This window comes from Streptomyces sp. NPDC050548, from assembly GCF_044457385.1.
GTDB lineage: Bacteria > Actinomycetota > Actinomycetes > Streptomycetales > Streptomycetaceae > Streptomyces.
This window is the reverse complement of record NZ_JBITGV010000003.1, coordinates 616,066-630,143: the sequence shown is the minus strand read 5'-3', so window position 1 is coordinate 630,143 and position 14,078 is coordinate 616,066. Positions and strand designations below refer to the sequence as shown.

Annotated in this window: 12 protein-coding genes and 1 riboswitch; of the genes, 2 read left to right on the top strand and 10 right to left on the bottom strand. The window is 67.6% G+C overall.

The window, feature by feature from the left end; all coding sequences use genetic code 11:
• Window positions 1-123: 123 nt before the first annotated feature.
• From ACIBJH_RS13075 to ACIBJH_RS13050, 6 genes are all read right to left on the bottom strand, one after another.
• Window positions 124-1,497: an aminotransferase class V-fold PLP-dependent enzyme gene (locus tag ACIBJH_RS13075; RefSeq protein WP_399116897.1), complete on the bottom strand. Its 1,374-nt coding sequence runs from the start codon at window positions 1,495-1,497 to the stop codon at window positions 124-126.
• A 166-nt stretch (window positions 1,498-1,663) separates the two neighbouring features.
• Window positions 1,664-1,780: riboswitch (SAM riboswitch) on the bottom strand.
• Window positions 1,781-1,860: 80 nt separating this feature from the next.
• Window positions 1,861-2,925 (bottom strand): anthranilate phosphoribosyltransferase, encoded by a 1,065-nt coding sequence (gene trpD / locus ACIBJH_RS13070; protein WP_399116896.1) that lies wholly within the window; start codon window positions 2,923-2,925, stop codon window positions 1,861-1,863.
• A 134-nt stretch (window positions 2,926-3,059) separates the two neighbouring features.
• Window positions 3,060-4,691, bottom strand: a complete 1,632-nt coding sequence (locus tag ACIBJH_RS13065; RefSeq protein ID WP_399116895.1) for a cytochrome bc complex cytochrome b subunit — start codon at window positions 4,689-4,691, stop codon at window positions 3,060-3,062.
• The gene (locus ACIBJH_RS13060) at window positions 4,688-5,743 is read right to left on the bottom strand and encodes a Rieske 2Fe-2S domain-containing protein (protein ID WP_399116894.1); all 1,056 of its coding nucleotides are present in this window, start codon (window positions 5,741-5,743) and stop codon (window positions 4,688-4,690) included. The genes ACIBJH_RS13065 and ACIBJH_RS13060 overlap by 4 nt, the downstream gene beginning before the upstream one ends.
• Window positions 5,740-6,549, bottom strand: coding sequence for a c-type cytochrome (locus ACIBJH_RS13055; protein ID WP_019067822.1), 810 nt, complete (start codon window positions 6,547-6,549; stop codon window positions 5,740-5,742). The genes ACIBJH_RS13060 and ACIBJH_RS13055 overlap by 4 nt, the downstream gene beginning before the upstream one ends.
• A gap of 80 nt (window positions 6,550-6,629) precedes the next feature.
• Window positions 6,630-7,250: a heme-copper oxidase subunit III gene (locus ACIBJH_RS13050; RefSeq protein ID WP_019067823.1), complete on the bottom strand. Its 621-nt coding sequence runs from the start codon at window positions 7,248-7,250 to the stop codon at window positions 6,630-6,632.
• Window positions 7,251-7,407: 157 nt separating this feature from the next.
• Here ACIBJH_RS13050 and ACIBJH_RS13045 point away from each other — a divergent pair, with 157 nt between their 5' ends.
• On the top strand, window positions 7,408-7,809 hold the full coding sequence (locus tag ACIBJH_RS13045; RefSeq protein WP_399116892.1) for a hypothetical protein: 402 nt from the start codon (window positions 7,408-7,410) through the stop codon (window positions 7,807-7,809).
• Between the two features lie 82 nt (window positions 7,810-7,891).
• Here ACIBJH_RS13045 and ACIBJH_RS13040 read toward each other — a convergent pair whose 3' ends face one another.
• From ACIBJH_RS13040 to coxB, 4 genes are all read right to left on the bottom strand, one after another.
• Window positions 7,892-9,157: an Ig-like domain-containing protein gene (locus ACIBJH_RS13040; RefSeq protein WP_399116891.1), complete on the bottom strand. Its 1,266-nt coding sequence runs from the start codon at window positions 9,155-9,157 to the stop codon at window positions 7,892-7,894.
• Between the two features lie 130 nt (window positions 9,158-9,287).
• Entirely contained in the window at window positions 9,288-9,686 is a 399-nt protein-coding gene (locus ACIBJH_RS13035; protein ID WP_093625810.1) for a cytochrome c oxidase subunit 4, read from the bottom strand.
• Window positions 9,683-11,419, bottom strand: coding sequence for a cytochrome c oxidase subunit I (ctaD, locus tag ACIBJH_RS13030; protein WP_399116890.1), 1,737 nt, complete (start codon window positions 11,417-11,419; stop codon window positions 9,683-9,685). The genes ACIBJH_RS13035 and ctaD overlap by 4 nt, the downstream gene beginning before the upstream one ends.
• Window positions 11,416-12,375, bottom strand: a complete 960-nt coding sequence (coxB, locus tag ACIBJH_RS13025) for a cytochrome c oxidase subunit II (protein WP_019075805.1) — start codon at window positions 12,373-12,375, stop codon at window positions 11,416-11,418. Before coxB ends, ctaD begins: the two co-directional genes overlap by 4 nt.
• 285 nt (window positions 12,376-12,660) lie before the next feature.
• Between coxB and ACIBJH_RS13020 the strand changes: the two genes are divergently transcribed.
• The gene (locus ACIBJH_RS13020) at window positions 12,661-14,028 is read left to right on the top strand and encodes a cysteine desulfurase/sulfurtransferase TusA family protein (protein WP_399116889.1); all 1,368 of its coding nucleotides are present in this window, start codon (window positions 12,661-12,663) and stop codon (window positions 14,026-14,028) included.
• Window positions 14,029-14,078: the final 50 nt, after the last annotated feature.

The following is a 14,078-nucleotide window of genomic DNA, read 5'->3' as shown; positions in this document are numbered from 1 at the left end:
TCACCCGGAACCGTCGGGACGCACCGTCCTGTGTCTGCGTCACGTCCGCCCAGCGACGGACCTGCACACCGTACGGCCGCCGCCGCTCCGCTCGCCCCAAGTAGAATCCCCACCCCTGGACGGTCACACCGCCGGCACGCAACGGCCGTCCTGCGTACGGTAGTTCCACTTCGCGCCGTCGGTCACCAGTTCCCGTACTGCCGTCACGAAACGCTCGACGTGCTCGTCCGGGGTGCCCGCGCCGAAGCTGACGCGGATGGCGTTGAGGGACTTCTCGCCGGGGGCCGCCTCGGGGGAGCCGCACTCGCCCTGGGTCCCCGGGTCGCTGCCGAGCAGGGTGCGGACCAGGGGGTGGGCGCAGAAGAGGCCGTCGCGGACGCCGATGCCGTACTCGGCGGAGAGGGCGGCTGCGAAGTGGGAGCTGTTCCAGCCTTCGACGACGAAGGAGATCACGCCCACGCGCGGGGCGTCGTCGCCGAAGAGGGACAGGACCTTGACCTGGGGGATCGCCGCCAGGCCCGCGCGGACCTCGGCGATCAGGTGCTGCTCGCGGGCCACCAGCGCGTCGAAGCCCGCCTCCGTCAGCGCCTTGCAGGCCGACGCGATGGAGTAGGCGCCGATGACGTTCGGGGAGCCGGCCTCGTGGCGGGCGGCGCTGTCGTGCCACTCCACGTCAACTCCCCCGTCCTCACGCCGAGTTACCTTGCGGCTGGCGCCGCCGCCCGCGAGGTAGGGGTCGGCGGCCTGGAGCCAGTCGGCGCGGCCGGCGAGGACTCCGGAGCCGAAGGGGGCGTACAGCTTGTGGCCGGAGAAGGCGATCCAGTCGACGTCGAGGTCCTGGACGGACACCGGGTGGTGCGGGGCGAGTTGGGCGGCGTCTAGAACGATCCGGGCGCCGTGGGCGTGAGCCGCGGCGGCCAACTCCCGTACCGGCCACAGCTCGCCGGTGACGTTCGAGGCGCCGGTGACGCAGACCAGGGCCGGGCTGTAGGGGTCACGGGCGGCGAGGGCCTGCTGCAGGGTCTCGACGGCCTGGGCCGGAGTGCGCGGGGCGTTGAGGTAGGTGACCCGGGCGTCCTTCCAGGGCAGCAGGGACGCGTGGTGCTCGGTCTCGAAGACGAAGACCTGGCAGTCGGCGGGGAGGGCCGCGGCGAGGAGGTTCAGGGAGTCCGTGGTGGAGCGGGTGAAGATCAGCTGGTCGTCGGGGCGGCAGTCCAGGAACTCCTCGACCGTCTTCCGCGCGTTCTCGAAGAGGTCCGTCGACAGCTGCGAGAGGTAGCCGGCGCCTCGGTGGACGCTGCCGTAGTACGGGGCGTAGGCCGCCACGTCGTCCCAGACGCGCTGGAGGGCGGGGGCGCTGGCCGCGTAGTCGAGCGCCGCGTAGGTGACCTCGCCGCCCGTGACGAGCGGGACGGTGACATCCCGGCCGAGAACGGGCAGCGCCCCCGAAATGTCACTGCAAAGCGTCGTAGCGGTGGCCGTGGTGGAGACAGACATGGCGAACTCCTGTGAGAGGCAAGGCGGTTCCGCCGTGCGAGCGGGACATGGCTCAAGCACGGAGGGGGTGAAAGGGGATGTGCGGAGGCGGGGCTCGACGCCCTATCGCATTCGCTTGCTCACAGAGGGCTCCCTCGATGACCAGGACCCCTGGTGTCTTTCGAGGGGCCCGCGCTTGCCGCAGACCTCGCTGCCTACGGCCTGGTCTTCACCCGGGGCACCCCGCCACGGACGGAGGGTTGCCGGACAGTCGGCCGGGGCCTCATGACTGTCACTCATGACCTGGTCGGAAAACGTACGTGAAGTGATCGTCGTCCCGCAACCCGTGTCCGGATCGCGGGACGACGACCGCCGTACGGACGGCTACGCGTTGGTGGCGGCCGCCCAGCGCTCCAGGGTCCGCTTGGCGGCACCCGAGTCGATCGACTCCGCCGCCTTCTCCATCCCGGCCCTGATCCGGTCCGCCAACGGCCCGTCCCCCCGCTCCAGCGCCACCAGGGCAGCCGCCGAGTTCAGGAGTACGGCGTCCCGCACCGGGCCCGGCTCGCCGTCCAGGAGGCGGCGGGCGACGCCCGCGTTGTAGTCGGGGTCGGCGCCGCGCAGGGCCTCCACGGGGACGAGTTCGAGGCCGACGTCCCGGGGATCGAAGGACTCCTCGGTGACCTTGCCGTCGCGGACGATCCACACCCGGGAGGTCGCCGTGGTCGTCAGCTCGTCCAGACCGTCGTCACCGCGGAACACCAGCGCGGAGGAGCCGCGCTCGGCGAGCACGCCCGCGATGAGCCCGGCCATACGGGTGTCGAAGCAGCCGACCGCCGACGAGGTGACCTTCGCCGGGTTGGTGAGCGGGCCGAGGAGGTTGAACGCGGTCGGAATCCCCAGCGCCCCCCGGACCGCGCCGACGAACCGCATCGACGGGTGGAACTTGGCCGCGAAACAGAAGGTGATCCCGGCCTCCGCCGCCACCCGCGCCACCTGCTCGGTCGGCAGGTTCAGATTGATGCCGAGCTTCTCCAGCACGTCTGAGGAACCGCTCGCCGAGGACGCGGCCCGGTTGCCGTGCTTGACGACCTTCGCCCCCGTACCGGCGATCACGATCGCGGACATCGTCGAGATGTTGACCGTCTTGGCCCGGTCGCCGCCCGTACCGACGATGTCGACGGCAGGACCCGGAATGTCCAGCGGCTTCGCGTGGGCGTACATCGTCTCGACGAGACCGGTGATCTCCTCGACCGTCTCGCCCTTGGCCCGCAGCGCCACCAGGAAGCCCGCGATCTGCGCGTCCGCGGCCTCACCGCTCATGATGCGGTCCATCGCCCACGCCGTGTCGGCGGTGCTCAGGTCCTGTCCGGCCAGCAGCGCGCTCAGTACGTCGGGCCAGGAACGGGCCGCCGCGGTGTCGCCTCCAGCGGGGGTCACAGCGCTCATACGGCCGCTCCTGAGTGTCGTAGAAACATGGTTCAAATATGCGTCCCCACCCTATCCAGCTCAGGACACGGCGAAGGGCCCCGTCCGGTGTTCGGACGGGGCCCTTCGACTGTGGCGTGGCGACGCCTCAGCGATCAGTGGTGGCCGTGGCCGCTCGTGATCTCCTTGTACTCCTCGACGGTGGGCTTGGCGATCTGGGACTCCTCGCCGTAGTACGCCTCGCTCAGCTTGGCGCGCAGCTTCTCGGTGCCCTTGACCTTGCGCTCGACACCGTTCTCGTCGACCGTCGCGCCGATCGCGGCCGGCACGTACTGCTCGTGCGCGGTGAGCGTGTGCAGCGCGTCCTGGCTGAGCGGCTCGTGGATCTCGACGAACTCACCGTGCGGCAGGCGCTTGATGATGCCCGACTCGCGGCCGTGCAGCACCTTGTCCTTGTCGCGGCGCTGGAGGCCGAGGCAGATCCGCTTGGTGGCGATGAAGACGAGCACCGGCACCACGAAGAAGGCGACACGCACGAACCAGGTGATCGAGTTGATCGACAGGTGGAAGTGCGTGGCCCAGATGTCGTTGCCGCCACCGACGAGCAGGACGAAGTACCACGAGATCCACGCGGCACCGAAGGCCGTACGGGTCGGGACGTTGCGCGGGCGGTCCAGGATGTGGTGCTCGCTCTTGTCGCCGGTGACCCAGGACTCGATGAACGGGTAGACCGCGATCGCGACCAGGACCAGCGGGAAGATGATCAGCGGGATGAACACGCCCAGGACGAGCGTGTGACCCCAGAAGTTGATCTCCCAGCCGGGCATGAAGCGGATCAGGCCCTCGGAGAAGCCCATGTACCAGTCGGGCTGGGCGCCCGTGGACACCATGTCCGGGCGGTACGGGCCCATGGCCCAGATCGGGTTGATCGAGGCGATCGCCGCGATGGCCGCGATGACACCGAAGACCAGGAAGAAGAAGCCTCCGGCCTTGGCCATGTAGACCGGCAGCAGCGGCATGCCCACGACGTTGTTGTTCGTCTTTCCGGGACCCGCGAACTGCGTGTGCTTGTGGTAGAAGACCAGGATCAGGTGGCCGACCACCAGACCGAGCATGATGCCCGGCAGCAGCAGGATGTGGATCGAGTAGAACCGCGCGACGAAGTCGCCGCCCGGGAACTCTCCGCCGAAGAGGAAGAACGACAGGTACGTGCCGACGATCGGCACGGACAGGACCGCGCCCTCCATGAAGCGGACACCGGTGCCGGAGAGCAGGTCGTCCGGGAGCGAGTAACCGGTGAAGCCGGTGAACATGCCCAGGACGAACAGCAGGAAGCCGAACAGCCAGTTGACCTCACGCGGCTTGCGGAACGCACCCGTGAAGAACACGCGCATCATGTGCACGAACATGGCGGCCAGGAAGATCAGCGCCGCCCAGTGGTGGATCTGCCGGATCAGCAGACCGCCGCGCACATCGAAGGAGATGTGCATCGTCGAGTTGAACGCCTCCGACATCAGCTGCCCCTGGAGCGGGACATAGCTGCCGTGGTACGTCACCTCGTTCATCGACGGGTGGAAGAACAGCGTCAGATACACACCCGTGAGGATGATGATGATGAAGCTGTAGAGGCAGACCTCGCCCAGCATGAACGACCAGTGGTCGGGGAAGATCTTGCGCATGTTGGACTTGGCCAGGGAGTAGATCCCGAGGCGTCCGTCCGCCCAGTCGGCGATCTTCTCGCCGGCCGGTGCTTTGTCGCGCCGCTCGTTGGTCTCGTTGGTGCTCATCCGCGCTCCCAGAATGCAGGACCGACGGGCTCCTCGAAGTCGCCGAGCGCTTCGAGGTAACCCTCGTCGCTCACGCCGATGCGCAGCTGCGGCAGGGCGTGACCGGCCGGGCCGAAGATCACTCGGGCACCGTCGGAGAGGTCGAAGGTGGACTGGTGGCACGGGCACAGCACGTGGTGCGTCTGCTGCTCGTACAGGGAGATCGGGCAGCCCACGTGGGTGCAGATCTTCGAGAAGGCCACGATGCCCTCGTGCGCCCACTCCAGCTCGCGCTTGTCCTTGATGTTCTCCGGCTGCAGCCGGACGATCATCAGCGCCGCCTTGGCGATCTCGGTCTGGAACTCCTCGTCGGTCTCCTCCAGGCCCTCGGGCTTGGCGAAGGTGAGCGAGCCGACGGCCACGTCCGAGGGACGCAGCGGCAGGTTCGTGTTCATGTTGACGAGCAGCTTGCCCTTGGACCAGATGGTGTGGCGGAGCTTCGTCCCCGGCAGCGGGCCCAGGTCGCGCAGCAGCATGACACCGGAGAGCGGGAACAGGGCCAGCGCGCCGAACATCGTGTTGCGAATCAGCTTGCGACGGCCGAGCGCCGACTCCTTGGCACCCTGCTTGAAGTCGGCCAGAACCTTGGCCTTGACCTCGGGGGGCGCCTCGATCGCGTGCCGCTCGTCGGCGATCTCCACGTCGGACATCAGGGTGCGGGCCCAGTGGACCGCGCCCGCGCCGATGGTGAAGAGCGCTCCGCCGAGGGTCAGGCCCAGCGCGAAGTTGAGCGCGCTGATGTGACCGATCGGGAAGACGAAGATCGACTTGTCGGCCGGGATCGCCACGTACGAGGCGATGAAGCCGACCGTGAGGAGCATCGACAGCGTGAACAGGAAGGCGACGACGCGCTCGGACCGCTTGGCGGCCCGCTCGTCGATGTCCTGGACACGGTGCTCGTGCGGCGGCAGTCCCGGGTCGGCGAACGGGTTCTGCTCGTCCGCGACCGACACCGCGCCGTGCGCGTCCTGCTCAGCGGGCAGGTTCTCTTCTGGAATGTCTTGGCTACTCATGACTTCTTGGCCTTTGCGGTCCGAGCGGCGACCCAGACGGCTACCGCGATCAGCGCGCCCAGACCGAAGATCCAGGCGAAGAGACCCTCACTGACCGGACCGAGACCGCCCAGCTCAAGACCGCCGGGGCTCTCGGTGTTGTCGCCGTTGACCGCGTTGAGGTACGCGATGATGTCCTTCTTGTTCTTCGACGACAGCGTGGTGTCGGGGAAGGAAGGCATGTTCTGCGGGCCGGTCTGCATGGCCTCGTAGATGTGCTTCGGGGCAACGCCTTCGAGGCTCGGCGCGAACTTGCCGTGCGTCAGCGCGCCGCCCTTGCCCGTGAAGTTGTGGCACTGGGCGCAGTTGGTGCGGAACAGCTCGCCGCCCTTGGCGATGTCCGACCCCTCCGGCCCGTACTCGTTCTTCGTCGGGATGACCGGGCCGGCGCCCAGCGAGGCGATGTACGCCGCGAGCTGGTCGATCTCGGCCTGGGAGTAGATGACCTTCTTGGCCGGGATCTGAGCGCCCGGCTGCTGGGCCGGCATACGGCCGGTGCCCACCTGGAAGTCGACCGCCGCGGCGCCGACACCCACCAGGCTCGGCCCGTCGGAGGAGCCCTGACCGCCGGTGCCGTGGCAGCTGGCGCAACCGACGGCGAAGAGCTTCTTGCCCTCGTCGATGGAGAGGGACTGAGCGGACTCGTCGGCCTGCGCCTTGCTCGCGGGCGCGAGCAGGCTGAACGCCCCCCCGGCTGCCGCCAGCGCGAGGAGTAGTACGACGACCGCCGCCAGCGGATGGCGTCGTCGTGTGGAGAGCTTTTTCACGGATTACCCCGGTGTCAGGATCTTCTGCGTCGATGCTTCTGGAATGTGCGCTTCTTGGCCGCGCGCGGGATCGGGCCCGACTACTTGATCAAGTAGATCGTGGCGAAGAGGCCGATCCAGACGACATCGACGAAGTGCCAGTAGTAGGACACGACGATGGCCGCGGTCGCCTGTTCATGGGTGAACCTCTTCGCCGCGTAGGTGCGGCCGAGAACGAACAGGAAGGCGATGAGGCCGCCCGTCACGTGCATGCCGTGGAAGCCGGTGGTCAGGTAGAACACCGAGCCGTACGGGTCGGAGGACAGCGACAGGCCGTCCTTCTTCACCAGCTCCGTGTACTCGAAGATCTGACCGCCGATGAAGATCGCACCCATCACGAACGTGATGATGAACCAGCCCCTGAGCTTCTTCACGTCCCCGCGCTCGGCGGCGAAGACGCCGAGCTGGCAGGTGAGGGAGGAGAGCACCAGGATCGTGGTGTTGGTCGCGGAGAACGGAAGGTTGAGATGGCTCGCCATCTCCTTCCAGTGATCCGGACCGGTCACCGATCGCAGGGTGAAGTACATCGCGAAGAGGGCCGCGAAGAACATCAGCTCGGAACTCAGCCAGATGATGGTTCCGACGCTGGTGAGGTTCGGCCGGTTGACCGACGGGTGCGCGTGCCCGGTTTCTACTGTCGTTGCTGTCGCCACGACCGACATTATGTCGGTCGCTTATCCCGCCCTCACTCCGGGGGGTGCCGTTCGGAGTGTTCGCAGCGTGTGTACTGCCCGGATGGCCCATCGCAGGGGTGTTCCAACAGGTGTTGACGGGGTGTTCAAGGGAGTAGCATCCGCGCAACGGACCTTGGGAGGAAGAATGCAGCCGACCGCCACGGTGCTGGTCTACAGCGATGACTCCAACACCCGCGAGCAAGTCCGGCTGGCCGCGGGGCGCCGGCCGGCTCCGGACGCGCCGTTGGTCGAGTTCCTGGAGTGCGCGACGCCTGCGGCGGCTTTGAAGGAGCTGGACCGGGGTGGGGTCGATGTCTGTGTGTTCGACGGGGAGTCCGTGCCGATGGGTGGCATGGGGCTGTGCCGTCAGGTGAAGGACGAGATCTTCAACTGCCCGCCTGTGCTTGTCCTTATCGGGCGGCCGCAGGATGCGTGGCTTGCCACGTGGAGCCGGGCGGATGCGGCTGTGACGTTGCCTGTCGACCCTGTTGAGTTCGCTTCTGCTCTGGCGTCTCTGTTGCGTGAGAAGCGGGCTTTGAGCGCCTAGCAGCTCGGGGCGGCCCGCAGTTTTGCGGCTGCGGGCCGTCATCGGTTGCTCGCGCAGTTCCCCGCGCCCCTGACGGGGCGCTTCACACGGACTCTGGCCGCAAGCGCGCCGCGTCCTCAGGCCTCGGGCCGTCCGGTGTTCCGCCGACCAGGGCGCTGCCGCCCCGCCACTTCTTCCAGCCGACGTTCCAGTCGCCGAAGCCGTTGCCGAAGGGTTCCATGTCGTCGCCGTTGGAGTTGACGACCTTGACCACGTCGCCCTCGTGGATGGTGTCGAAGAACCACTCGGCGTTGCTGGTGCTCATGCCGGTGCAGCCGTGGCTGACGTTCTCGGAGCCCTGGGAGCCCACGGACCAGGGGGCCGCGTGGACGTACTCGCCGCTCCAGGTGACGCGGGTGGCGTAGTACACGGGGAGGTCGTACGAGTCCGAGGAACCCTCGGAGATGCCGACGGTGGTACCGCGCATCCGTACGAAGTACTCCTTGCCCAGTACGACCTTGACGCCGTTTCGGGTCTCGAAGCCGGGCTTGCCGGTGGTGACGGGGATCTCGTTGATCTCCTCGCCGTTCCTGTAGACCGTCATCTCGTGGGACGCGGCGTCCGTCACGGCGATGATCTTGTCGCCGGTGGTGAGTTTCAGCCCCTTGGACCTACCGCCCCACAGGCGGTCGCTGATCTTCACGCCGTCGAGGTCGCTGTGGACCTGGATGGTGGCGTGGGCGGGCCAGTACTCCTTGGGGCGGTAGTGGAGTTCCTTGTCGTCCACCCAGTGCCAGGCGCCCTCCACGGCGGGCACGGAGTCCACCCTGAGGGCGCGCTCCACGACGGCCCGCTGTGCCTTGTCCTTGACGGGCTTGTTGAGTTGGGCGGTGACCGGCTGGCCGACGCCGTAGGTGCCCGCGTCCGGACCGAACTTCACGGTCAGGCTCTTCTTGGTGGTGGGCTTGGTGGTGTCGAAGGTGAGGACCTTGCGGCCGGGGGCGCCGTCCTCGTCCTCCGTGCTCACCCGCACCGTGTAGTGGGCGTTGGCGGCCAGTGGGGAGGTGCTGCGCCAGCGGGTGCCGTCGGCGTTGAGTTCGCCCGTGACGTAGCGGCCCGTGGCGTCCGTGGCCGTGACGTCAGTGATCCGTCCGTCGTCCTCGGAGGTGGTGACCTCCAGGGGCTTGTCGGGGTCGGCCTTCTTGCCCTTGCCGGACGGGCCGTTGAAGGAGATCTGTCCCGCCGCGTCGTACGGCTTGGCCGACAGCGGGTTGCCGCCGTCGGACCCGCAGGCGGTGAAACCCGCGCCGAGCGAGATCACCAGCAGGGTGCAGCCGACGACGGTTCGGGTGCGCGGAGTGTGGCTCATGAGGTGAGGCTATGAAGCATCGTCAAGCTCGGCGCGGTGGGTAACTCGGACGAGCGACCCGCATTGCGGCAAAAGCACGAGCCCGGACCCTCCTGACGGAGTGTCCGGGCTCGTGTGCGTTCGGTGTGTGCTACTGAGTGCGGTTCTCACCGCGGTAGTACTCGAAGACCCAGCCGAACAGGCCGAGCATGATGAGCGGCGCCGAGAAGTACAGCAGCCACCAGCCGATGGCCACGCCGAGGAAGGCCAGCGCGCCACCGATGCCGAGGGCGAGGGGCTGCCAGCTGTGCGGGCTGAAGAAGCCCACCTCGCCGGCCTCGTCCGCGACGTCGGCCTCCTTGTTGTCCTGCGCCAGCGTGTCGACCCGCCGGGCGGTGAAGCCCAGGTAGAAGCCGATCATGACGCAGAGGCCGAAGGCCATGAAGAGGGCCGTGGTACCGGCCGCCTCCTTGGACCAGAGGCCGTAGACAACCGCCATGGCGAGCACGAAGACGCTCAGCCACATGAACATCCAGCCCTGGACCTTCACTTGCCCGCCTCCTTGCCGCCGGCGAGGGCCTTGTCAGCGTGGTGCGCGTTCTCCAGCTGGTCGAGAGCCGCGATCTCCGGGTGGTGCAGGTCGAACGCCGGGGATTCGCTGCGGATCCGGGGCAGGGTGAGGAAGTTGTGCCGCGGCGGCGGGCAGGACGTCGCCCATTCGAGCGAACGGCCGTAGCCCCACGGGTCGTCGACCTCGACCTTCTTGCCGTACTTGGCCGTCTTCCACACGTTGTAGAGGAACGGCAGGATCGACAGGCCGAGCAGGAAGGAGCTGATCGTCGAGATCGTGTTCAGGGCGGTGAAGCCGTCGGCCGCGAGGTAGTCCGCGTAACGACGGGGCATGCCCTCGGCACCCAGCCAGTGCTGGACCAGGAAGGTGCCGTGGAAGCCGATGAACAGCGTCCAGAACGTGATCTTGCCGAGGCGCTCGTCCAGCATCTTGCCGGTCATCTTCGGCCACCAGAAGTGGAAGGCGGAGAACATCGCGAACACGACCGTGCCGAACACCACGTAGTGGAAGTGCGCGACCACGAAGTACGAGTCCGAGACGTGGAAGTCCATCGGCGGCGAGGCCAGGATGACACCGGTCAGACCACCGAAGGTGAAGGTGATCAGGAAGCCGGTGGCCCAGAGCATCGGGGTCTCGAAGGACAAGGACCCCTTCCACATCGTTCCGATCCAGTTGAAGAACTTCACGCCCGTTGGCACGGCGATGAGGAACGTCATGAAGGAGAAGAACGGGAGGAGGACTCCGCCGGTGACGTACATGTGGTGGGCCCACACGGTCACGGACAGGCCGGCGATGGAGATGGTCGCGGCGATCAGGCCCATGTAGCCGAACATCGGCTTGCGGGAGAAGACCGGGATGACCTCGGAGATGATGCCGAAGAACGGCAGGGCGATGATGTACACCTCTGGATGGCCGAAGAACCAGAAGAGGTGCTGCCACAGCAACGCACCGCCGTTTGAGGCATCGAAGACATGTGCCCCGAATTTCCGATCCGCCTCCAGCGCGAAGAGCGCGGCGGCGAGAACCGGGAAGGCCAGCAGAACGAGTACGGCGGTCAGCAGCACGTTCCACACGAAGATCGGCATGCGGAACATCGTCATGCCCGGTGCGCGCATGCAGATGATCGTGGTGATGAAGTTGACCGCACCGAGGATCGTGCCGAAGCCGGAGAACGCCAGACCCATGATCCACATGTCGGCGCCGATACCCGGCGAACGGACCGCGTCCGACAGCGGGGAGTAGGCGAACCAGCCGAAGTCGGCCGCACCCTGCGGGGTGAGGAAGCCGCCCACCGCGATGGTCGAGCCGAAGAGGTAGAGCCAGTACGCGAACATGTTCAGCCGCGGGAACGCCACGTCGGGCGCGCCGATCTGCAGCGGCATGATCCAGTTCGTGAATCCGGCGAACAGCGGCGTCGCGAACATCAGCAGCATGATCGTGCCGTGCATCGTGAACGCCTGGTTGAACTGCTCGCTCGACAGGATCTGCAGACCCGGCCGCGCCAGCTCGGCGCGCATCAGCAGCGCCATGACGCCGCCGATCAGGAAGAACGCGAAGGACGTGACCAGATACAGCGTGCCGATCGTCTTGTGGTCGGTGGTGGTGAGCCACTTGATCACGACGTTGCCGGGTTGCTTGCGCCTTACCGGCAGCTCATCCGCGTAGTGGGACTCTGCTGCCGCGGCACCCTGAGGTTCGTTGAGGATGCTCACAGGTTGTTCGTCTCCCGGTTCTTCTCGTGGCTCGTCTGCGCGATGCCAGCGGGGATGTAACCGGTCTGCCCCTTCTTGGCGAGGTCCTTGAGGTGCTGCTGGTAACGCTCCGGCGAGACGACCTTCACGTTGAACAGCATCCGGGAGTGGTCGACGCCGCAGAGCTCGGCGCACTTGCCGAGGTAGGTGCCCTCCTTGGTGGGGGTCACCTGGAAGGCGTTGGTGTGACCCGGGACGACGTCCATCTTCATGAGGAACGGCACCACCCAGAAGTCGTGGATGACGTCACGCGAGGTGAGGACGAAGCGAACCGTCTCGCCCTTGGGGAGCCAGAGGGTCGGACCCGGGTTGCCGGTCTGCGGGTTCTTCGTGGCGGGCGTACCGACGTCGTAGACACCGCCGGCGTTCGCCGGGAAGTCCTTCTTGAACCGGTCCGGGATCGCGGCCAGGTTCTTGTCGGTCGTCGCGTCACCACTGACACCGTCGACGTTCTCGATGTAGTTGAAGCCCCAGCTCCACTGGAAGCCGACGACGTTGACCGTCACGTCGGGCTTCTTGTCGAGGCTCAGGAGCTTCGTCTCATCGCGGGCCGTGAAGTAGAACAGCACCGAGACGATGATGAGCGGAACAACCGTGTACAGCGCCTCGATGGGCATGTTGTACCGGGTCTGCGGGGGGATCTCGACCTTGGTGCGGCTGCGCCTGTGGAACACGACGCTCCACATGATCAGGGCCCACACCAGGACGCCGACGGCGAGCGCGGCAGCCCAGGATCCCTGCCACAGGGAGAGGATCCGCGGACCCTCCTCCGTGGTCGGGGTGGGGAAACCAAGGCGAGGGAAGTCCTTGGATGTGCAACCGGTCGCGGTCGCCAGGACCAGGCCCGCAGTCATTGCCTGCAGCAGCTTCCGCCGCATCGGGCGCCGCGGCGAGCGGTCGGAGCCGTTGGGACTCACGTAGCGCCTTCCCGAGAGTCTCGCCCGCGCGGATTGGCTGCGGCCTGCCTTCACGCGGGTCGGTCGCCGCCCTGCGTCGGGCAGGGGTTTGGATGTTTATGCGGACCAAACCCTAGCCGACGCCCTCCGGGGGTTCAGCGGGAGGGTGGCATACGCGCGGCGGGTTACTCCTTGCGCCTAATAGCTCGGGGGTTCAGGTGGTTTGGGCGGGTGCGGGGCGCGTTGTGGCTTGTCGCGCAGTTCCCCGCGCCCCTGCTTTGCTCGCCTTCGTTTTAACGTTGCCGTGTGTCCTACTTCGATGCTGCCTCTTCCGCTCCCCTTCATCCTGTCGCCCGGCAGGCGCTGTTGGCCGCTCTCGACGACGGGTGGGCGGATCCGGCTCGGCTCTATAGAGAAGGACGTAAGGCACGGTTGCTGCTCGACGCCGCGCGGGAGGCCGCTGCCGAGGCCGTCGGGTGCCGGGCCGACGAGTTGGTGTTCACCACCTCGGGTACTCGGGCCGTGCACACGGGAATTGCCGGGGCTCTGACAGGGCGGCGGCGCGTCGGACGTCACCTGATCGTGTCAGCGGTTGAACACTCTTCCGTGCTCCATTCGGCCGAGAGCCTGGTGGCGGCGGGCGGTTCGGTGACCGACGTTCCCGTGGACCGGACGGGCGCGGTGAGCGCGCGGACCTACGGCGAGGCCCTGCGCCCGGACACCGCGCTGGCCTGTCTGCAGTCGGCCAACCACGAGGTGGGGACCGTACAGCCGGTCGCCGAGGTGGCCGAGGTGTGCCGGGCGGCCGGGGTGCCGCTGCTGGTCGACGCGGCGCAGTCGCTGGGGTGGGGGCCGGTCGAGGGCGCGTGGTCGCTGCTCACGGCCAGCGCGCACAAGTGGGGCGGACCGGCCGGCGTCGGACTGCTGGTGGTACGCAAGGGGGTGCGGTTCGCGGCCCAAGGCCCCGTCGACGAACGGGAGTCGGGACGCTCCCCCGGCTTCGAGAACATCCCCGCCGTCGTGGCCGCGGCGGCCTCCCTGCGCGCGGTCCGCACGGAGGCGACCGAGGAGGCGCTACGACTGCGGGAGCTGACGGAGCGGATCCGGGCGCGGGTGCCGCAGCTGGTGCCCGACGTGGACGTGGTCGGCGATCCGGTGCGGCGACTGCCCGGGATCGTCACCTTCTCCTGTCTCTATGTCGACGGAGAGACTCTCCTGCACGAACTGGACCGCGCCGGTTTCTCCGTCTCGTCCGGATCGTCCTGCACGAGCAGCACGCTGACACCCAGCCATGTGCTGAAGGCGATGGGCGTGCTGAGTGAGGGAAACGTGCGGGTGTCGCTGCCGCCGGGCACGACGGAGGAGGACGTCGAGCGTTTCCTCGCGGTGCTGCCGGGGGCGGTGGCGGGGGTGCGGGAGAAGCTGGGGGCGGCGGCACCCACAGCCGTCGTGAAAGAGGACTCGTTGGTGGTGGACGCGCTCGGAAAGCGCTGCCCGATCCCGGTCATCGAACTCGCCAAGGTCATCGGTGACGTGCCCGTGGGCGGCACTGTGCGCGTCCTGTCCGACGACGAGGCAGCACGGTTGGACATCCCGGCATGGTGCGAGATGCGGGGCCAGGAGTACGTGGGCGAGGAGGAAGGCCCGGCGTACGTAGTCCGCCGGACCAGCTGACGCGCCCTAAAGGGGCGCGGGGAACTACGCGACCAGCCCCCACGCGCCCG